18 protein-coding genes are annotated in these 19694 nt (G+C 72.7%); 7 read left to right on the forward strand and 11 right to left on the reverse strand.

Going from position 1 to position 19694, the window contains the following annotated elements:
- The 4 genes from ACFUJY_RS27740 (at position 1) to ACFUJY_RS27755 (ending at position 4729) form a co-directional block, all read left to right on the forward strand.
- Positions 1–474, forward strand: a complete 474-nt coding sequence (locus tag ACFUJY_RS27740; RefSeq protein WP_383304654.1) for an SCP2 sterol-binding domain-containing protein — start codon at positions 1–3, stop codon at positions 472–474.
- 4 nt (positions 475–478) lie between these two features.
- Positions 479–1693: an acyl-CoA dehydrogenase family protein gene (locus tag ACFUJY_RS27745; RefSeq protein WP_383304656.1), complete on the forward strand. Its 1215-nt coding sequence runs from the start codon at positions 479–481 to the stop codon at positions 1691–1693.
- 80 nt (positions 1694–1773) lie between these two features.
- Positions 1774–2601: a hypothetical protein gene (locus ACFUJY_RS27750; protein ID WP_383304658.1), complete on the forward strand. Its 828-nt coding sequence runs from the start codon at positions 1774–1776 to the stop codon at positions 2599–2601.
- Between the two features lie 55 nt (positions 2602–2656).
- Positions 2657–4729, forward strand: a complete 2073-nt coding sequence (locus ACFUJY_RS27755) for an MDR family MFS transporter (protein WP_383304660.1) — start codon at positions 2657–2659, stop codon at positions 4727–4729.
- 12 nt (positions 4730–4741) lie between these two features.
- Here ACFUJY_RS27755 and ACFUJY_RS27760 read toward each other — a convergent pair whose 3' ends face one another.
- Genes ACFUJY_RS27760 through ACFUJY_RS27770 form a run of 3 tightly spaced genes read right to left on the reverse strand, consistent with a single transcriptional unit; the run spans position 4742 to position 6338 of the window.
- The gene (locus tag ACFUJY_RS27760) at positions 4742–5197 is read right to left on the reverse strand and encodes a YchJ family protein (protein ID WP_383304662.1); all 456 of its coding nucleotides are present in this window, start codon (positions 5195–5197) and stop codon (positions 4742–4744) included.
- Positions 5198–5241: 44 nt separating this feature from the next.
- The gene (locus ACFUJY_RS27765; protein ID WP_111339243.1) at positions 5242–5478 is read right to left on the reverse strand and encodes a DUF397 domain-containing protein; all 237 of its coding nucleotides are present in this window, start codon (positions 5476–5478) and stop codon (positions 5242–5244) included.
- Complete coding sequence (locus ACFUJY_RS27770; protein WP_383304664.1) at positions 5478–6338, reverse strand: helix-turn-helix domain-containing protein; 861 nt, start codon at positions 6336–6338, stop codon at positions 5478–5480. The genes ACFUJY_RS27765 and ACFUJY_RS27770 overlap by 1 nt, the downstream gene beginning before the upstream one ends.
- A gap of 204 nt (positions 6339–6542) precedes the next feature.
- On the opposite strand from ACFUJY_RS27770, the gene ACFUJY_RS27775 reads away from it, so the two are divergent.
- The 3 genes from ACFUJY_RS27775 (at position 6543) to ACFUJY_RS27785 (ending at position 10946) form a co-directional block, all read left to right on the forward strand.
- A complete protein-coding gene (locus ACFUJY_RS27775) occupies positions 6543–7001 on the forward strand; it encodes an ATP-binding protein (protein ID WP_383304666.1) in 459 nt (152 codons plus the stop codon).
- Positions 6995–7438 (forward strand): hypothetical protein, encoded by a 444-nt coding sequence (locus ACFUJY_RS27780; RefSeq protein WP_383304668.1) that lies wholly within the window; start codon positions 6995–6997, stop codon positions 7436–7438. Before ACFUJY_RS27775 ends, ACFUJY_RS27780 begins: the two co-directional genes overlap by 7 nt.
- Positions 7439–7574: 136 nt before the next feature.
- The gene (locus ACFUJY_RS27785) at positions 7575–10946 is read left to right on the forward strand and encodes a DUF4132 domain-containing protein (protein ID WP_383304670.1); all 3372 of its coding nucleotides are present in this window, start codon (positions 7575–7577) and stop codon (positions 10944–10946) included.
- On the opposite strand, the gene ACFUJY_RS27790 is transcribed toward ACFUJY_RS27785, so the two are convergent.
- From ACFUJY_RS27790 to ACFUJY_RS27825, 8 genes are all read right to left on the reverse strand, one after another.
- Entirely contained in the window at positions 10941–12293 is a 1353-nt protein-coding gene (locus ACFUJY_RS27790) for a 6-phospho-beta-glucosidase (protein WP_383304672.1), read from the reverse strand. The genes ACFUJY_RS27785 and ACFUJY_RS27790 overlap by 6 nt on opposite strands.
- Before the next feature lie 130 nt (positions 12294–12423).
- The gene (locus tag ACFUJY_RS27795; RefSeq protein ID WP_383304674.1) at positions 12424–13965 is read right to left on the reverse strand and encodes a cytochrome P450; all 1542 of its coding nucleotides are present in this window, start codon (positions 13963–13965) and stop codon (positions 12424–12426) included.
- Between the two features lie 91 nt (positions 13966–14056).
- Positions 14057–14671 (reverse strand): ATP/GTP-binding protein, encoded by a 615-nt coding sequence (locus tag ACFUJY_RS27800; protein ID WP_383304676.1) that lies wholly within the window; start codon positions 14669–14671, stop codon positions 14057–14059.
- Positions 14652–15023, reverse strand: coding sequence for a DUF742 domain-containing protein (locus ACFUJY_RS27805; protein ID WP_018100233.1), 372 nt, complete (start codon positions 15021–15023; stop codon positions 14652–14654). The genes ACFUJY_RS27800 and ACFUJY_RS27805 overlap by 20 nt, the downstream gene beginning before the upstream one ends.
- Positions 15020–15427, reverse strand: coding sequence for a roadblock/LC7 domain-containing protein (locus ACFUJY_RS27810; protein WP_018100234.1), 408 nt, complete (start codon positions 15425–15427; stop codon positions 15020–15022). The genes ACFUJY_RS27805 and ACFUJY_RS27810 overlap by 4 nt, the downstream gene beginning before the upstream one ends.
- Positions 15424–17049 carry an ATP-binding protein gene (locus ACFUJY_RS27815; protein ID WP_383304679.1) on the reverse strand — a complete coding sequence of 542 codons (1626 nt, stop codon included), beginning with the start codon at positions 17047–17049 and terminating at the stop codon, positions 15424–15426. The genes ACFUJY_RS27810 and ACFUJY_RS27815 overlap by 4 nt, the downstream gene beginning before the upstream one ends.
- Before the next feature lie 320 nt (positions 17050–17369).
- Positions 17370–17876, reverse strand: coding sequence for a MarR family winged helix-turn-helix transcriptional regulator (locus tag ACFUJY_RS27820; protein WP_383304681.1), 507 nt, complete (start codon positions 17874–17876; stop codon positions 17370–17372).
- On the reverse strand, positions 17873–19552 hold the full coding sequence (locus ACFUJY_RS27825) for an FUSC family protein (RefSeq protein WP_383304683.1): 1680 nt from the start codon (positions 19550–19552) through the stop codon (positions 17873–17875). Before ACFUJY_RS27825 ends, ACFUJY_RS27820 begins: the two co-directional genes overlap by 4 nt.
- Positions 19553–19694: the final 142 nt, after the last annotated feature.

Here is a 19694-nt window from a genome sequence, read left to right on the forward strand (position 1 = left end):
GTGGCCGACAACAGCAGCGGCAAGGTCACCGACGAACTGGCCGCCCTCGACTTCGCGGCCGTCTCCCCGGAGGAGTTCGCGCGGATCGTGAAGGGGCTGTCCGCCAAGCAGCTCGCCGACGTCATGCACGGGGAGCTGCGGACCCGGGTGCTCGGTGAGGTCTTCGGCCGGATGAAGCAGCAGTTCCGCCCGGAGGCGGCCGGGGCGCTCACGGCGCTGATCCGCTGGAAGATCACCGGTGACGCGGACGTGGTCTACGAGACCTCGATCGCGGACGGCACCTGCACCGTCAGCGAGGGCCGCTCGGACGCGGAGCCGCGTACGACGCTGGTCATGGCGGACGCCGAGTTCCTGAAGCTGGTCTCCGGCAACGGCAACCCGATCACCATGTTCATGATGCGCAAGCTGAAGGTGGCCGGTGACGTCGGCCTGGCCTCGGGGCTCACGCGCTACTTCGACATCCCGAAGGCGTGAGCCGATGAGCTACTTCTCCCTTGCGCTCACCGAGGAGCAGCAGGACCTGCGCGACTGGGTGCACGGCTTCGCCGCCCAGGTGGTGCGTCCGGCGGCGGCCGAGTGGGACGCCCGCGAGGAGACGCCCTGGCCGGTCATCCAGGAGGCCGCCCGGATCGGTCTCTACGGATTCGAGTCGCTGGCCGACATGTACGGCGACCCGTCGGGCCTCTCCCTCCAGATAGCCAACGAGGAGCTGTTCTGGGGCGACGCCGGCATCGGCATGGCCCTGTTCGGCACCTCGCTCGCCGTCGCCGGGATCTTCGCCTCCGGCACCCCGGACCAGCTCGCCGAGTGGGTCCCCCAGTGCTACGGCGATGAGGACGATCCGAAGGTCGCGGCGTTCTGCGTCTCCGAACCGCAGGCCGGCTCCGACGTCTCCGCGATGACCACGAAGGCCCGGTACGACGAGGCGAAGGACGAGTGGGTGATCTCCGGCCAGAAGGCGTGGATCACCAACGGCGGCATCGCCGAGGTCCATGTCGTCGTCGCCTCGGTCGACCCCGCGCTCGGCGCGCGCGGGCAGGCCGCGTTCATCGTCCCGCCCGGCACGGAGGGCCTGGCCGCGAGCCGCACCATCAAGAAGCTGGGCCTGCGCGCCTCGCACACGGCGGACGTCTTCCTCGACGACGTACGGGTGCCGGGGCACTGCCTGCTCGGCGGCAAGGAGAAGCTGGACGCCCGCCTCGCCCGCGCCCGCGAGGGCTCCACCGCCAAGGGGCAGGCCGCGATGGCCACCTTCGAGGTCAGCCGTCCCACGGTCGGCGCGCAGGCGCTGGGCATCGCGCGGGCCGCGTACGAGTACGCGCTGGAGTACGCCGGGGACCGTGAGGCGTTCGGGCGGCCGATCATCGAGAACCAGTCGATCGCGTTCGCGCTGGCCGACATCCGTACCGAGATCGAGGCCGTACGGCTGCTGATCTGGCAGGCCGCCTGGATGGCCCGCAACGACCGCACCTTCGATGCCGGTCAGGGCTCCATGTCCAAGCTCCGCGCGGGCGAACTCGCGGTGGCCGCGACCGAGAAGGCCGTCCAGATCCTGGGCGGCGCCGGGTACAGCCGGGAGCACCCGGTGGAGCGGATGTACCGCGACGCCAAGATCTACACGATCTTCGAGGGGACCAGCGAGATCCAGCGCCTGGTCATCGCGCGGGCGATCTCGGGACGGCACATCCGCTGAGGACGGGGGCGGCGGGCGGGCGCGGGAGCGGACCGGCGAGGATATGCGGGTCCGCACACCGCCGCACCCGGGGGAACGCCATGCCCGCCGTCCCGCGCCCGTCCGTCCTCTTCGTCACCGACCTCGCCTACGAGGCGCGCGGCCGGCGCTACTGCGACGAGGACATCGGGCTGACGGCACGTCTCCGCGAGGACTTCGACCTCGCGCTCTGCCATCCGCGCGACGCCGCCGCCCTGCTGGACGGATTCGACGCCGTCGTCGTACGCAACAGCGGTCCGGTGCTGCGTTACCAGGAGGCGTACGACGCGTTCCGGGCGCGGGCCCTGGAGCTGGGCACCAGGGTCTACAACCCGCTGACCGGGCGCGGCGACATGGCGGGCAAGCAGTACCTCGTGGACCTGAGCCGGGCCGGACACCCGGTCATACCCACCGTGGACCGGGCGGCGGACCTCGGGCTGCTGCCGGACGCCGAGGGCTATGTCGTCAAGCCGAAGCTGGGGGCGGACTCGGTGGGCCTGCGCTTCGTGACGACACCGGAGCTCGGACCGGGCGCCGACGGCACCCTGCTCGTCCAGCCCCGGATCGACTTCCGCTACGAGGTGTCCTTCTATTACGTCGACCACGACTTCCAGTACGCGCTGCACGCCCCGGACCCGGAGCGGCGGTGGGTCCTCGAGCCCTACGAGGCGAGCGCGGCGGATCTGGCGTTCGCCCGGTCGTTCGTCGAGTGGAACACGCTCGACCACGGCATCCAGCGGGTGGACGCCTGCCGGACGGCGGACGGCGGCCTGCTCCTCGTGGAACTGGAGGACCTCAACCCGTATCTCTCGCTGGACCGGGTAGCCGCCCCCGTGCGGGAGGCATTCGCCACTCGCATGACGCGGTCGCTGCGGGATCTGCTCGCCTGACACGTCCGGGCGTTCCCCGCATGCGGGTGACACGACGCGATGTGAGGGTGCAAAGGTGACCACTGCCAGCGAGACCGCCCCCGCCGCGCAGAGTGCCGCCGCGCCGCCCGTGCTCGATCCGCGCCGCCGCAACATCGTCTTCGCCACGATCGTGCTGGGCATCCTGCTGGCCGCCCTGGACCAGACGATCGTGGGTACCGCGCTGCCGACGATCGTCTCGGACCTCGGGGGCGCCGCGCACATGTCGTGGGTGGTCACCGCCTACCTCCTCGCGGAGACGGTGGCGACGGTGCTGGTCGGCAAGTTCGGCGACCTGTTCGGGCGGAAGATCGTCTTCCAGCTGTCCGCCGTCATCTTCATCACCGGGTCGTTCCTCTGCGGGCTGGCGACGAACATGACGCTGCTGATCGTGTGGCGCGGCCTCCAGGGCATCGGCGCCGGCGGTCTGATGGTCACCTCGATGGCGCTCATCGCCGACGTCATCCCGCTGCGCGACCGGGGCAAGTACCAGGGCGCGATCGGTGCCGTCTTCGGCGTGTCGACGGTGATCGGACCGCTGCTCGGCGGGCTGTTCACCGACCACCTGACGTGGCGCTGGGCGTTCTACGTCAATGTGCCGATCGCGATCGCGGTGGTCATCGCGGCGGCCCGGACGATCCCGTCCGTGAAGGCGGCCGGGCGGCCGGTCATCGACTACCTGGGCATCGCCCTGGTCACCATCGGGGCCAGCGCCCTGATCCTGGCCACCAGCTGGGGCGGCAACGAGTACGCCTGGGGCTCCGGCGTCATCATCGGCCTGTTCGTCCTCGGGATCGTGGCGCTCGCGCTGTTCTGCCTGGCCGAGTTCCGGGCGAAGGAGCCGATGCTGCCGATGCGGCTCTTCGGCAACCCGGTCTTCACGGTCTGCTCGATCCTCAGCTTCATCGTCGGTTTCGCGATGCTCGGCGCGATGATCTTCCTGCCGACGTACCTCCAGTACGTGGACGGCGACTCGGCGACCCTGTCGGGCGTGCGGACGCTGCCGATGGTCGTCGGTCTGCTCGCCGCCTCCATCTTCAGCGGCAACGTGGTCAGCAAGACCGGCCGCTACCGGATCTTCCCGGTCATCGGCTCGCTGGTCATGGCGGTCGGCCTGTTCCTGCTCTCCCGGATGGGCCCGGACAGCGGGGTCTGGCTGGAGTCGCTGTACATGCTGGTGCTCGGCACCGGCATCGGGCTCTCCATGCAGGTCCTGACGATCGCCGTGCAGAACACCGTGGACTACGCGGACCTGGGGACGGCGACCTCGGGCGTCACCTTCTTCCGTACGCTCGGCAGCTCCTTCGGCACCGCCGTCTTCGGGACCATCTACGCCAACGCGCTCGGCCCGCACCTCAGGGACGGGATCACCGAGGCCGCGCGGGCGGGCGGCGATCCCGCCGTGCTGGCGAAGGCGTCCCAGAGCCCGGAGGGGCTGCACGCGCTGCCCGCCCCCCAGTCGGAGCCGCTGGCCCAGGCGTACGCGGACACCCTGCACACGGTGTTCCTGTGGACGGTGCCCGTGGCGCTGCTCGGGTTCGTCGTCGCGCTGTTCCTCAAGCAGGTGAAGCTGCGCGACACCGTACGGGCGGGCTCGACGGACATGGGCGAGGGCTTCGCCTCGCCGAACACCCAGGACCCGGCCCGGCTGCTCGAATTCTCGGTGGCCAAGGTGCTGCGGCGAGTGGACCCGGAGACGGCGCGGCGGATCGTGGCGGAGTCGGACACCCGGCTCGACATGGCCGGCGCCTGGGCGGTGATGCAGGTCGAGCTGTTCACGCGGATGGTCGGCCACGCGGGGCTCCGGCTGATCGCGTCCCGGCACCGGATTCCGCCGGAGGTCCTGGTGCCGGTCTTCGACCGCATGATCGAGGAGGGCTTCCTCACCGGCGACGGCCACCTGTTCACGCACACCGCGGCCGGCAGCCGCGAGGCGCGGACCATCAACGACGCCTGGGCCCGCTGGCTCAACGACCAGCTGGGCGAGGACGGTGAACGCCCGGACGACGCCCGGCTCCGTGCGGCGGTCGACGTGATCGCGAAGCGGCTGCTGGCGGAGGACCTGACTCAGGAGCTGGCGCCGGTCGCACCGGCGGGCGCACCGGTCTGAGGGCTCAGCCCCTCAGTCCGCGAAGACGGCGGTCTCGTAGACCCAGGCACCCTCGTACCGGACGAAGCGGCTCTTCTCGTACAGGGAACCGGCGCGCCCGCCCGCCGTGTAGTGGGCGCGGAACGTGACGGTGCCGGTGGTGTGGAACGCGCTGCCCTCGGTGGTCTCCAGGACCTCCAGGCCCTGCCAGCGCTGCCCGGGGTCGAAGTCCAGGGCGTCCGGGCGGTGGTCCGGGTGCCAGGTGCGCAGCAGATACCCCGCGTCCCGGACGACGAAGGCCGCGTACCGGGACCGCATGAGCGCCTCGCAGGTCGCCGCCGGAGCCCCCGCGTGCAGCCGGCCGCAGCACTCGGCGTAGGCGGCGGGCAGCCCGCAGGGGCACGGCGAAGCCGCGCTGATCTCGGGGGCGGGGGCGGTACGGGGGCTCGCGGCGGACGGGCGCCGGGGGCGGGAGGTGCGTCGGGACATGCGTCCATTGTGACGTGCGCGAGTGCGCGGCCCCGACGGGCGGCTCAGGTCAGCAGGAAGTCGGCCTGGCCGGCCTTGGCTCCCTGGATGAACGCGGCGATCTCGTGGTGGGTGTAGATGAGGGCCGGACCGTCGGGGTCCGCGGACTGGCGCATGGCGATTCTCCCGTCGGCCAGTTTCATGGCCTCGACGCAGGTACCGCCGTTGCCACCGCTCCATGGCTTGTACCAGCCTTCGGAGCCGAGGTCAGCGGCGGGCATGCCGTTGTATATGGGTGTCATCACAGCTCCTTGCGGAAGTCCCGGAGGAGTTCCTTCGTGCGTTGTGCCGTCGCGGCCTGGGCCGCCATGCGGTCCATGACCTCGAGATAGGAGGCCACCTCCGGGCGCGCGTCGAAGTAGACGGCCCCGGTCAGATATTCGCTGTAGACCATGTCGGGCAGTTCGGGCACGGCGAACCGGAACAGCACGAACGGCCCGTACGTCCCCGGGTGGTGACCGGTGGAGAACTCCGCGATCTGCAACGTCACATTGGGCATCAACGTCGCTTCGAGGAGCTTGTCCACCTGCGCGCGCATAATGTCGGCGCTGCCGACCGGGCGGCGCAGGACGGTCTCGTCCATCACCACCCACAGGCGCGGGGCGTCCGGCTTGGTCAGCAGGGCCTGCCGCTCCATCCGCAGCGCCACATGGCGCTCGATGTCCTCGGTCCTGACCTGGCCCACGGCCCCGGTGCGCATGACGGTGCGCGCGTAGTCCTCGGTCTGGAGGAGTCCGGACACGAAGTGGGGCTCGTAGATGCGCAGCAGGCTCGCCGCGCCTTCCAGACTGACGTACATGGAGAACCAGTCGGGCAGGACGTCGTGGAACCGCTGCCACCAGCCGGGCCTGTTGGCCTCCTCCGCGAGCTCCACGAAGGCGTCCGTCTCCGCCTCCGAGATCCCGTACGCCCGCAGCAGCAGCTGCACGTAGGGGATCTTGAGGGCGACCTCGGCGGTCTCCATCCTGCGTACGGTCGCCGGTGCGACGTGCAGCACCTTGGCGGCCTGGTCCCGGCCCATGCCGGCACGCTCCCGCAGATCCTGCAGCCGCTTGCCGAGAACGACCTGGCCCACGGTCGGGGCGGACCGCGGTTCGCTCACTTCAGACCTCCCCCTGCGCTGTATGCGTGCAGTGTGCCATGCGGCCGCCGCCATGGACACAGCCACTCTGGAATTTTCAGAGTGCCCCTTGCCAAGTGTTCGCGACAGGGGGAGAGTTGGGAGCGAAACCAGTTGACCTGTCGCGCCTGCGGCCTTTTCGAAGATCGCGAAGCGTGACGCAGCCCCCACTGTGAGGATTCGGTCGTGGCACCTGGCAGTGCGCTCATCCCCCGGCTCGTGGAGACCGGCCCGGGGACCGAAGCGCTCCGGTACTGCTTCGCGCTGCGCGCGCATCCCGAATCGGTCGCCGCCGCCCGGCGCCTGACGAAGGCCCGGCTCGGCGAGTGGGGCACCGGCGACGACACCCTCGACGCCGCGGTCCTGATCGTCTCCGAACTGGTCACCAACGCGGTGGTGCACACCACCAGCGCCCGGGTCCTGTGCGAACTGCGGTGCCTCGACGGCCGGCTGCGCGTCTCCGTGCAGGACCAGGGGCACCAGCCGGACGGACCTCGCCTCGGCAGAGGCGCGGACGACGAGCACGGACGCGGCCTGCTGCTCGTCGACTCACTGGCCCGCTCCTGGGGCTCGCGGGACGCCGGGGACGGCTCGGGCCGCATCGTCTGGGCAGAACTGCCGCACGGCTCGGAGCACTCATGCTGAAGAACGCCATGAACCACTTCCTCGGACACCGCCGCTCCCGTGAGCCCGTCGGCTCCCCCGGCAACACCGGCCGTGTCCAGTTGCCGCTGCCCACGTCCCTCTCGGCGAGCCTCGGCTGCGACGCGGTCGGGGTGCCCGCGCGCCACGGATTCCGCCTGATGTCCCATCTGCCGCGCACCGGCTGCGTCTTCGCGGACGCCGAGCGCTGGTGGTGGATCGTCCCGGCCGGCTCCGACCTCGACCTCGACTGGCCCGAGCAGGTGGCGTACGCGCGCGGGGCGTGGGTGTCCGCGGTGCGGCCCCGGCTCATCCACCAGCCCGACAGCCGCACGCCCTACACCCCGCCCATCCCGCTGTTCCTGATGGTCTGCCAGGTGACGGGCGTGACACCGTCGTGGACCCAGGCGTACGGGCCCCGGGCCGTCTCCGCTCCCTGATCCGGACCGCGTCCCCGGCCTCCCGCCCACCCGTCGCCCCCGCGTTGTCAGTGGCCGGTCCTACTGTGGAACCACTGATCGGAAACCCGTGGAATACGGGGTCAACGGGTATGAAGGGGGCGGGCCGGTGCGTGCTGTGGAGTCTTTCCAGGGCGGTGCGTCGCAGTTCGAGGGGACCGGGGCGGACGAGGACACGTTCGTCTTCCCGGATGGCTGGCGGCGCCTGGTCCATCCCCGGCGCGGGGGCATCGCGCGGACACCGGCCCGGGTGGACGGGAAGCTGCTCGACGAGGTGGCGGAGCGGACGGTTCAGGAGCGCGCCTGGATTCAGGAGTACCTGGACGCACCGGGCAGCGACGTCGCCCTGGTCGCCGAGGTCCGGCGGCACCTGGCCGGGGAGCCCTCCCCCGCCGGCGCGGCGGCGGTGGCGCGGATGGCGGGGATGTACAAGCCTCCGGCGAACGCGTGGGCGGACAGCTGGGTGCGGCTGCACGGGCTGCCCTTCGCGGCCCGCGCCACGGTGGAGCTGTTCATGACCAAGGTGCACTACATGCAGCGCGGGACGCACCGTTACGACGCTCGGCTGGAGGCGGCGTCCACCGCACAGGACGCGGCGTCCGGACACTACAGCCGGATCGCCGCCGACCGGGTGCGGGCCCTGCTCGCCGTGGCGGACGACGGCACCTACCGGGCCACCGTCGAGGCCCTGTCCGCCTGCCGCACCGACGCACACCGAAGGATCGTCACGGCCTACCTGGCCCCGAGCGAGTCCGACTGGGTCGCGGAGCTGCGCGCCGTCCCCGAGACGGCCGGACAGCTCGACTCCGGGCTCCTCTCCCTGATCTTCTGCACGCTCGACTCGCCGGAACAGGCGGAGCTCTACACACCCGCCTTCGGGTTCGACCGGACTCCGGCCGTGATCGCCACAGCCGCCGAAGGCATCGGCACGGCGCTCGTGCCCATGCTCACGAAGGAGCTGGAGCGGGGGTACTTCTACGCGGACGGGATGAAGAAACTGGCCGAGGCGCTCGTGGAGTTCCCCACCGACGACGCCTTCGGGGCGCTGCTCGCCCACTCCGACGACAAGCAGGTGCGCCCCGCCCTCCTGGCGGCGATGGAGCGCTATCCGGCCCGTGCGTTGCGGCTGCTCGCCGCGGACGCCCGGGACCGGGCGGAGCTCCCGGCGGCCGCCCCGTCCGTCCTGCTGCGCACGCACATCGCCCACCACCGCGCCCTCGCGGAGCGGGTGCTGCCGACGCTGGACGACGGCCTCGCGGCCGTCGTGGAGCCCCTGCTGCACCCGGCAGGCCGCATCGCGGACGCGCCCGCCGACGCCCTTCCGGCCGTGCTCACCGCGCCGCCGTGGACCCGGCAGCGGACCGCAGCCCGGCCCAGGACGGTCACCGGCCTCACGGCGGACACGGGGAAGGCCGCGCTGTGGCAGGACGGTGAGCGGGAGGAGTGGGCGGCCACCGGCAGCGTGTACACCCGGCGCGAGGCGGTGGACGACTGGGAGCAGACGCTCGACTCGCTGCGCCACGGGCTCGACTCGTCGGACCTGCGCCCCGCCTGGGTCTACGTCCACGGACCGAAGGAGCGGGTCGCGCCCCTGCTCGACACCTGGGACCCGACCGATGTGTGGGAGGCGGCGGACACGCTCAAGCCGGTCGCCGCCCGCTTCGGCCTGGGTGCCCTGCCCCTGCTGCTCCGCGTCGCACCGCGCCGGCCGGGCTCGCTCGCCCCGCTCCTGATGCCGTACGTCGACGCGCGGGTCGCCCGGCTCATGGCCGACTGGGCGGTGCGCCTGAAGTCCACGGCAGCCGTCACCCACGCGTGGTTCGAGCGGCACGGTGTGCGCGCGGCGCCGCTGCTCGTGCCGGACGCGCTCGGCAGGGCCGGGGCCGCCCGGCGCGCCGCCGAGCAGGCGCTGCTGCTGATCGCCGGGCTGCACGGCGACGCGGTGGTGCGCGAGGCCGCCGAGGGGTACGGCGACAAGGCGGCGGACGCGGTGGCCGCGCTGCTGGCCGCCGATCCGCTGGAGCGGGTGCTGCCCGCCGTCATGCCGGAGCTGCCGCCGTGGGCGGACCCCGCGCTGCTGCCGCAGCCGGCGGTCGTGTCGGGCGGGGCGCTGCCGGAGGAGTCCGTCCGCCATCTGCTGACCATGCTCGCCCTGTCCAAGCCGGGCGAGCCGTACCCGGGACTCGCCGACGCGCTCGCGGTCGTGGACGCCGCCTCGGCGGCGGAATTCGCCTGGGCGCTCTTCGAGCAGTGGCGCGCCGCCCTCCTGCCCGCCAAGGAGGCGTGGGCGCTGCACGCCCTGGGGATGCTGGGCGACGACGGGACGGTGCACCGGCTGACCCCGGTGATCCGCGCCTGGCCCGGCGAGAACGCCCATCACCGGGCGGTGGAAGGGCTGGAGGTGCTGGCGGCGATCGGCACCGACACGGCGCTGCTCCAGCTGCACGGCGTCGCGCAGCGCGTGAAGTTCAAGGCCCTGAAGGTGCGGGCCGCGGAGAAGATCGCCGAGGTGGCCGCGGGCCTCGGCCTGACGGGCGAACAGCTCGCCGACCGGCTGGTCCCCGACCTCGGCCTCGACGCCGACGGCTCCACCGTCGTGGACTACGGCGGCCGGACGTTCACCGTGGGCTTCGACGAGCAGCTGCGGCCCCAGGTGCTGGACGGCGACGGCAAGCTCCGCAAGGACCTGCCGAAGCCCGGGGCGAAGGACGACCCGGAGCTGGCCCCGGCCGAACGCAAGCGGTTCATGGCCCTGAAGAAGGAGGTCCGGACGCTCGCCTCCGACCAGGTCCGCCGGCTGGAGGCGGCCATGCTGACGGACCGCTCGTGGACGGCGCGCGAGTTCACCGAGCTGTTCGTCGGCCACCCGCTGGTGTGGCACCTGGTGCGGCGGCTGGTGTGGCTGAGCAAGGCGGACGGGGTGACCACGGCCTTCCGGGTGGCGGAGGACCGCACCTTCGCCGATGCCGGGGGCGACGCGTTCGCCCTGCCCGAGCGGGCGACCGTGCGGCTGCCTCACCCGCTGCGGCTGGGCGGGGCGGTGGCCGTCTGGTCGGAGGTGTTCGCGACCCACGGGATCGCGCAGCCGTTCCCGCAGCTCGGGCGCCCGGTGTACGCCCTGACCGAGGAGGAGGCGGCCGGCCACCGCCTCAAGCGCTTCGAGGGGTTCAGGGTGCCCACGGGCAAGGTCCTCGGACTGGAGCGGTACGGCTGGCAGCGCGGGAACCCGGAGGACAACGGTGTGGAGCGCTGGATCTCCAAGCGGCTGGGAGACGATCGCCACCTGGTGATCGCCCTGGACGGGGGCATCGCGATCGGCGCGGTCGACACCTACCCGGAGCAGACCCTGGAGACCGTCTGGCTCGACGTCGTACCGAACGACTACTGGCACCACCGCCCCCACGACCTGCGGTTCGACGGTCTGGACGCGGTGACCGCCTCCGAGCTGCTGGCCGACCTGACCGCGCTCACCGCGGACGCGGTGTCATGACCGTACGACACCCAGATACGCCAGCCCCGGGTGCGCCTTCACATAGCCGTCCACCAGGCGATGCGCCACGGAGACCGAGTCGACCAGGGGGTGCAGGGCGAAGGCGCGGACCGCGTCCGCGCGCGATCCGCTCGCCGCGGCGTCCAGGACCGCGCGCTCGACCGCCTTCACCGAGGTGACCAGGCCGACCGCGTGGTACGGCAGGGGGTCGGCGGAGACCGGGCGGGCGCCGTTGGCGTCGACCAGGCAGGGGACCTCGATCACGGCGTCCGCGTCCAGGACCGAAAGGGTGGACCGGTTGCGGACGTTGAGGATCAGGGTGGTCCGCTCGTCGCGGGCGATCGCCCGCATGAGGGCGAGGGCGACCTGCTCGTAGCCGCCCGAGTCCAGGTCGCTCTCCTCGCGCTCCCCCGCCCCGGCGACGTCCCGGTTCTCCGACATGTAGGTCGCCTCCCGCTCCGCGCGGGTGCGGTCCCAGGTGGCCAGGGCGGGGGTCGCCGGGTCCTTCATCCGGCCGTAGAAGCCCTCCTGCTGCTCGCGCAGGAAGGCGCCCCGGGTCTGCGCGGCCTCCTGGTAGGCGCGGACCGCCTCCCGGTTGAAGTAGTAGTAGTGCAGGTACTCGTTGGGGATCGCGCCCAGCGAGCGCAGCCAGTCGGCGCCGAACAGCCGCCCCTCCTCGAAGGAGCCCAGCAGCCCGGGGTCGGCCAGCAGGCGCGGGAGTGCGTCGCGGCCGTCGACGTACAGCCCGCGCACCCAGCCGAGGTGGTTGAGGCCGACGTAATCCACGCGGGCCAGGTCCGGGTCGGCGCCGAGGACGCGGGCGATGCGGCGGCCGAGACCCACCGGCGAGTCGCAGATGCCGATGACCCGGTCGCCGAGGTGCCGGGACATCGCCTCGGTCACGAGCCCCGCGGGGTTGGTGAAGTTGATGACCCAGGCGTCCGGGGCGAGCCGGGCGACGCGCCGTGCCAGGCCGACGGCGACCGGTACGGTGCGCAGCCCGTAGGCGATGCCGCCGGCGCCGACCGTCTCCTGGCCGAGGACGCCCTCGTCGAGCGCCACGCGTTCGTCGGCGGCCCGGCCCGCGAGACCGCCGACCCGGATCGCCGAGAAGACGAAGTCGGCGCCGCGCAGGGCCTCGTCCAGGTCGGTGGTGGCGCGGACGGCGGGCGCGTCCGGGATGCCTTCGGCCTGCTCGGCGAGGACCCGGGCCACGGCGGTGAGCCGGTCGGTGTCCGTGTCGTAGAGGGTGACGGCCGTGACCCGGCCCTCGGCGTGGTCGGCGAGCAGTGCCCCGTACACCAGTGGGACCCGGAATCCGCCGCCGCCCAGAATTGTCAGCTTCACGCTTCCGCATGGTACGTGGCGCCCCCGGGGCGTCCGGCGGATCTCCGCGGGGCCCGGTGCGAGGCGGCCCGGCGGCGGGGGCGTCGTCTCCGCCTCCCCGCCGCCGGGCCGCCCTGCCGTCGCGCGGACCTCAGTCGCCGTTCCACCAGCGGGTCACGACACGCCAGAGCCGGGCGGGCCCGCCGGGCTTGCGCTGGGGCGGGACCCGGCCGGACAGCGCCTCCGCCGATCCGTCGGCCGTCGCGGTCGCCCCGGCCGGGGCGGCGGACGACGGCGCGGGGGCCCCGTCGAGGGGCGCGCGGACGGGGGTCGGGGCGGTGTGCCGTACGGCGGACTGGACCTCCCAGTCCTGCCGGGCCGCGTTGGGCCGGCCCATGGACGGCGGCTCCCGGTCGTCCTGCGGGGAGCGGGGGGCGAATTCGGCGGGGAGCTCGACCAGGTGGCGGCTCATGAAGTTGCCGACCCAGCGCAGCTCGTTCTCGTCCACCGCGAGTTCGAGGTCGGGCAGCCGCATGAGGAGGGCGTCCACGCCGACGTCCGCGATGGCGCGGCCGATGTCCTGTCCGGGGCACTCGTGGGGGCCGCCGCTGAACGCCAGGTGGGAGCGGTTGCCCTCCATGTTGGCGGTCAGGTCGGGGCGGACCACGGGGTCGGTGTTGGCCGGTGCGATGCCGACGATCAGGGCGTCGCCGGCCTTGATGTGCTTCCCGCCCAGCTCGGTGTCGCCGACGGCCCAGCGGCCGAAGACGGCGGTGAACGGCGGCTCGTCCCACAGTGTCTGCTCGACCGCCTCGGGGACGGTCATGTGGCCGCCGCTGAGCCGGGCCCGGAAGCGCGGGTCGGTGAGGACCATGCGCAGGACGTTGGCGATCAGGTTGGCGGTGGCCTCGTAGGACGCGATCAGGATGAGCCGCAGGTGCTCGGCGACCTCCTGGTCGTTCATGTTCGCGGGGTGCTCGACCAGCCAGGTCGCGAAGTCGTCGGCCGGTTCGCGGCGGCGGCGCTCGACGAGGCGGGTGAGCACTCCGACCACGTAGGCGTTGCTCTGGACGGCGGTCGCGGTGCCCTTGATCATGTCGCGGGCCGCCTCGACCATCCGGTCGTTGTACTCCTCCGGCATGCCGAGGATGGCGCACATGACCATCATGGGCAGCCGTTCGGCGAACTCGGCGACCAGGTCGGTGCGGCCCTCCCGGCAGAAGCCGTTGACGAGCCGGTTGCTGTACCGGTTGACGTGGCGCCGCACGCCGCGCGTGTCGATGCGGGCCATGGAGTCGGTGACGGCGCCGCGCTGGCGTTCGTGGGTGGCGCCGTCGGCGAAGACGCAGATCGGCTGCCAGGTGAAGATCGGCGCCAGCGGGTGGTCGGGGGCGACGCTGCCGTCCTGCAGGGCTCGCCAGCGGCGCGAGTCGCGGGAGAACTGCGAGGGCGTACGGGTCATGTGCAGGTTCTCGCTGTGGCCGAGGACCAGCCAGGCGGGCACGTCGCCGTGCAGCAGGACCGGCGCCACCGTGCCGTGTTCGGCGCGCAGCTTCTCGTACAGGCCGTGCGGGTCCTGCTCGGCCTCGGGGCCGTAGAGCCGGCGCAGTCCGCCGGGCCCGACGCTGAGGCCGTGGGCCGGGCACTCGGGGGGCGGGACCGGGCCGTGCTCGTAGGGGAAGGGGGTAGTCACGATCGCTCCAGGGGTCGGGCCTCGGGGGCCTGACGGTCGGGGGCGCGGTGGGGACGCGCGGAACGGGTTCGGGAAGGGTGCGCGGGAGGGGTCAGCCGAGCGGGAGGGCGATGCTGTGCAGATAGCGCATCAGGGTCATCAGCACATCGCGGCTGGAGCCGCGCAGCCGGGCGTCGCAGTCGATTATCGGGACTTCCTCCGAGAGGTCCAGGGCGCCGCGCAGCGCCTCGACGGGGTACTTCGGGGCGTCGGGGAAGGTGTTGATGGCGACGACGAACGGCACCCCGCGCTCCTCCAGGCGCCCGATGACGTCGAAGCTGGTTTCGAGCCGGCGGGTGTCGATGAGGACCACGGCGCCGAGGGCACCCTCGAACAGGCCGTTCCAGAGGAACCAGAAGCGTTCCTGGCCGGGGGTGCCGAAGAGGTAGAGGATCAGCTCCTCGCTGATGCTGATCCGGCCGAAGTCCATGGCGACGGTGGTGGCGGTCTTGCTCTCCACGCCGAAGTTGTCGTCCACGCCGACGCCGGCCTGCGTCATCGTCTCTTCGGTGGTCAGCGGCCGGATCTCGCTGACCGAGCCGACCATGGTCGTCTTGCCGACCCCGAACCCTCCGACGATCACGACCTTCACCGCGGCGGTGGCCGTGGTGGGCAGGACGTCCTCGCTGCGGGGGCCCGTGATCGTGTCAGAGTTTCTGAAGTCCATGCATCACCGCTTCGAGGAGGGAACGGTCCGGGAGCGTCGCGCGGACGATCGGCGCGCGCGATTCGATCAGACCGGTGGCGAGGAGTTCGGTGAGGAGCGAGGTCACCACGCTGAACGGCAGGCTGAGGTAGGCGGAGAGTTCGGCGACGGATAACGGGGCCTGGCAGAGCCGGAGGATCACGGCCTGCTCGGGCTGGACCGTCGGTGACGGCTCCGACTTCGAGACAATCATCGTGACCAGGTCGAGCGCTGCCCGCTCGCTGCCGTCGGGATCGCCGGTGATGACGTAGAGCCTCTCCGGATCGCTCAGCGCCGGGTCGGCCTTGCGGCGTTCTCGTCGGGGAGAGTTCATCCGGCCTGCCCGTCGTGGCGGGGCGGGCTCGTGAGGTGACCGCCGATGCGGACGACCATGTCGCGCATCCGCGCCCCGACGTGCCCGGCGTCCACCGTCTCACCGGCGAGCACCGCGAGGTAGGCGCCGGCCCCCGCGGCCATCAGGTAGAAGAAGCCGCCGGTGACCTCGATGACGACGAGCCTCATCCGGCCGTCGCTGTACGGGATCTCGGAGGCGACGGCGGCCGCCAGGCTCTGGAGGCCGGCGCAGGCCGCCGCGAGCCGGTCGGCGACGTCGGGGTCGCCGCCGTGCTGGGCGATGCGCAGTCCGTCGGCGGAGAGCACGACGATCTGGTGGATGTCCGGGACGTCGTCGGCGAGTTCCTTGAGCATCCAGTCCATGTTGCCCCGCTGCTGGATCACCGCTGATCTCCCTTGTCCCACGCGTCGTCAGAGTCTTCGTCGGCCCTGGGCTCCTGGGGCACGCCGTTGGCGGCCTTGGTGAACGCCTCCAGCCAGATGCCGGGCGGCGGTTCCTTGCTGCTGTCCTGTCCGGGGCCGTAGCTGTGGCCGTGGCCGTTGGTGCGGCCGGCGGTGGGGTCGGCGGCCTGGGCGGGAAGGTTGTGCGAACCGAGCGGGGCGCGGCCGCGGCTGCGGCGCTGCGGGAGTCCGCCGGCGGTCCACTCGGTCACGACGGGCACGTCGTCCTCCATGGCGACGGCCGGGATGGACGGGGCGGCCGGGCGGGGCTCGGAGACCACCGGGCCGGTCGCGGGGCGCGCGGCGACGGGACTGGGCTTGCGGCGCTTGCCGCGGGGCGGCACGACGTGCTTCATGTCGGCCAGGTCGATGTCGCTGGTGGGCCGCGAGGTGGCGCCGATGCCGTGGGCGATGCCGGGGGCCGGGCCGGTGGTGATCATGGCGCGGGGCACGATGAGCACGGCGCGCACGCCGCCGTACGCGGACTGGCGCAGCGAGACCTGGAGGTCGTACATCCGGGCGAGGCGGCCGACGACGGCCATGCCGAGGCGCGGGGACTCGCCGAGGTCGTTCATGCTGGACCCGGCCTGGGCCCGGGCGAGCATGTTCTCGGCGCGGGAGCGGGCCTCCTCGCTGAGGCTGACGCCGCCGTCCTCGATCTCGATGGCGATGCCGGTCTGCACCTCGACCGCGGTGACGTGCACCCGGGTCTGCGGCGGCGAGTAGCGGGTCGCGTTGTCGAGGAGTTCGGCGCAGGCGTGGATGAGCGGTTCGACCGCGGTGCCGATGATGGCGACCTTGGCGATCGAGTGCAGGTCGACGCGCGGGTACTCCAGGATGCGCGACATGGCGCCGCGCAGCACGCTGAACAGCGGGACGGGCTTGGGCCACTGGCGGCTGGGACGGGCGCCGCCGAGGACCGCGATGGAGTCGGCGAGACGGCCGATCAGCGCGGTGCCGTGGTCGATGCGCAGCAGGTCGTCGAAGACGTCGGGGTTGCGCCCGTGGTGCTCCTCCATCTCCCGCAGCTCACTGGCCTGCCGGTGGACGATCGCCTGGACGCGGCGGGCGACGTTGACGAAGGCGCGCTGCGCGGAGTCCCGGGTCGCCTCCTCGTTGTCGATGATGTCCAGCACCGTGTAGACGAGGGAGCGCTGGGAGTCGGGCAGGTGGCGGTAGACCGGGTCGGAGTCGACCACGTCGCGCAGCACCTCGTCGGGCGAATTGCCCACGCGCAGGCGGTGGATGGCGGAGGGCAGCAGCTCCTTGCTGATGCGGACGGTCTCTTCGTCGTGCTCGGCGATGCGCCGTTCCAGGGCGGAGACGCGCTGTTGGTATTCGGCGTGCCGGCGGCGGATCGTCCGGCCGCGGCGGGCGATCTCCACGGCGAGCGCGGCGACCACGACGGTGGCGAATGCTCCGCACCAGACGACTGGTATCCGCGCGGGCTCGGCAACCAGCGCCGCCGCGGCGGCGGTTGCCCCCGCCATCACGACGACGGGAAGCAACAGGGCGCGGGCGACGGGGGCTTCCCGGCCGGCCGGCGGTGATTCAACACGGGCCATCTGAACCTCTGGCGGTTGATTCGGTAGGTATTCCGGAGATTCGGCGCTTGCGTGAATGAAGGGAACAAGCGCGCGAATTCACCTCAACTCGGCTTCACTGCGCGTGAGCTTAGTCAGATCGAATCAGCGCTTTCGCACATTCCTCCAACCCCCTGCGCGAGCGCTCCCGCGGTAGTACGCTCACGAGTTTTTGCACGCACCGCCTTCACGCGTGTGCGGGGAGTGACGGGGCGGAGGAATAAGGAAGAATCGCCCCGCAGGGCGAGAGAGGGGCACATATGAACGAGGGTGCCCGTATGAGTGATGCGGTGCGGCGCCGTCTACCGGCGGGCGCCCCCGATGCGCCCCTCCAGTTGCACCAGGAGCTCGCTGAGCTGTGCGCTGAGCCGGTCGCGGGACTCGGCGTCGAGACCGGACAGCACCGCGCGTTCGTACGCCAGCTGCCGGGGCAGCAGTCCGTCGACCAGGTCGCGGCCCTCGTCGGTGAGGCGGACGTAAGCGACCCGGCGGTCACGTTCGTCGCCGCGCCGCGCGATCAGGCCGCGCTCCTGGAGGACCCGCAGCCGCTTGGTGACGGCGGCGCCGGAGGAGAAGGTCTCCCGGGCCAGTTCGCCGGGGGTCAGCTCGCGGTCGGTCCGGCGTACGGCGCCGAGCAGATCGAACTCCGCACGGGTCAGGCCGGCCGCCCGCAGCGGGGCGTCCTCGGCCTGCTGGAGCAGCGCGGAGCAGCGGTTGATCCGGCCGATGAGCTCCATGGGCCCGGTGTCCAGGTCCGGGTTCACGGCCTGCCACTGCCGGACCACCGAGGCGACGATGTCGTCGGTCACACCGCTCCGTTCTCCTGGGCGGGGACGAGCAGCCCCTGCCGTTTCGCTGTCGCCGCGAGCGTACGGTGTCCGGCCTGCTCGGCGGCGAGCACCGCCTCCCGGGGCAGGGTCGGCTGCCACCACTCGCCGGCCGCGGTGTCGTCCGCCTCGCGGAGTTCGACCAGGCTGCCGGTGAGCCGGCGGCGGGCGGCGTCCAGGGCGGCGGGCGCGGGCTCGGGCGCGGTGAGCGCGCGCACGGCGTGGGCGCGGGCGCGTTCGGCGTCGGCCAGCGCGCGCTCGACGCGGCCGGTGGCGCGGCGGTTGGTGACCAGGACGGCGGCGAGGAAGCCGACGGCGGCGCCGATCACGGTGTCCAGGACCCGGTCGCCGATCAGCTCGCCGGCCGGGTGGCTGCCCGCGTACTCCAGCACGAGGAGGGCCATCGGGGTCACGGCGACGGAGCCGAGCCAGTAGTTGCGGGTGATCAGCGCCTCGGCCGCGAAGGCGAAGACGAGACAGAAGCCGATGAGGGCGAGCGGGGCGGTCCGGGCGGCCGGGAGGACGGCGGCGAAGACGAGGACGCCGATGAGGTTGCCGAGGGTGCGCTGAAGCGTGCGGTTCCAGGAGAGCATGACGTTGGCCTGGTAGAGCGAGGCGGCGGTGACGATCGCCCAGTACGGACGGCCGACGCCCACCGCCGAGCAGACGTACCCGGCCAGGGCGCAGCCGACGAGCGTGCGGGCGGCCACCGGCAGGAGCGGGGAGCCCGGGGCGAGGCGGCCCAGCAGCGCGCGGAACGGGCGGCCGGCCAGGGCGGCGCGCTCGGCGTCGAGACCGAAGAGTTCGGCGCCGGTGCCGGGGGCGGGCGGCGGGGTGGGCACGGGGCCGCGGGCGCGGGTGAGCCGGGCCCACTCGCGGAGCCGGCTGGCGTCGGCGGGGTCGGGGGCGCCCGCGAGGACCGAGGTCTCGGCGTGGACGACGAGGCGTTCGAGGGCGCGGCGGGCCGGGGTGGGGCGGCCGGCGGCGAGGAGGGTCTGCCAGGCGGCGTGCACGGCGGCGACGGCGGCGCGGCGGGTGGCGTGGCCGGGGGCCGCGGCGTGCGCGGCGGCGGCGTCCAGGGCGCGGGCGGTGGCGCGCCGCTCGGGGCCGTCGCGGCGGACGAGCGCGGGGGCGACGACGGCGACGAGCCAGGCCACGGCGCCCGCGCCGAGGGTCAGGGCGAGGTGGCCGGGGACCTGGGCGAGCGTCTGGGGGACGAAGAGGGCGGCGGAGCTGACGAAGGTGAAGATCACCGGTCCGGGCGGCCCGATCCGGGTCGCGTCGCAGAGCAGCTTCTGGCCGGCGGCCAGCAGCGCGCCGACGGCGATGAGGACGGCGGCCGATCCGGTGAGCGAGGCGACGACGAGGGCGGCGCCGAGGCCGGCGGTCATGCCGAGGACGACCCCGGCGACGGCTCCGGCGCGGCGGACGTACGGGAGGCTGTGGCCGTACAGCGCACAGAGTGAGCCGGCCATCGTGTACATCACCAGGTCGAGCCGGCCGAGGGCCAGGAGCACCAGGTTGGGTATCGCGGTGGCCACGACGACGCTGGTGGCGGGCTTGAACCACTGGTCGGACGGGTGCGCCAGGCGCAGCGGACCGGTCAGCGGGAGCTTGCGGACGGCGGGCCGGGAGGACCGGATGGTTGTATCACGCACTCATTTACTTTAACAGGTATTACACAAGTAAAACACTTGGAGCGGAGCCGGGCCCCGTACCCCCGACCGCCCGCGCCCTACCGCCAGGATGTCGTCATCGACGTTCAACACGTTCTCCCTCGATCGCGCCTCGCACATGCTG

Source organism: Streptomyces sp. NPDC057249 (assembly GCF_042669245.1).
GTDB lineage: Bacteria > Actinomycetota > Actinomycetes > Streptomycetales > Streptomycetaceae > Streptomyces.

Coding starts and splice junctions, on each gene's coding strand:
- ACFUJY_RS27745 (WP_383304656.1), top strand. CDS start 479: ATGAGCTACTTCTCCCTTGCGCTCACCGAGGAGCAGCAGGACCTGCGC.
- ACFUJY_RS27750 (WP_383304658.1), top strand. CDS start 1,774: ATGCCCGCCGTCCCGCGCCCGTCCGTCCTCTTCGTCACCGACCTCGCC.
- ACFUJY_RS27760 (WP_383304662.1), bottom strand. CDS start 5,197: ATGTCCCGACGCACCTCCCGCCCCCGGCGCCCGTCCGCCGCGAGCCCC.
- ACFUJY_RS27765 (WP_111339243.1), bottom strand. CDS start 5,478: ATGACACCCATATACAACGGCATGCCCGCCGCTGACCTCGGCTCCGAA.
- ACFUJY_RS27780 (WP_383304668.1), top strand. CDS start 6,995: ATGCTGAAGAACGCCATGAACCACTTCCTCGGACACCGCCGCTCCCGT.
- ACFUJY_RS27800 (WP_383304676.1), bottom strand. CDS start 14,671: ATGGACTTCAGAAACTCTGACACGATCACGGGCCCCCGCAGCGAGGAC.
- ACFUJY_RS27805 (WP_018100233.1), bottom strand. CDS start 15,023: ATGAACTCTCCCCGACGAGAACGCCGCAAGGCCGACCCGGCGCTGAGC.
- ACFUJY_RS27815 (WP_383304679.1), bottom strand. CDS start 17,049: ATGGCCCGTGTTGAATCACCGCCGGCCGGCCGGGAAGCCCCCGTCGCC.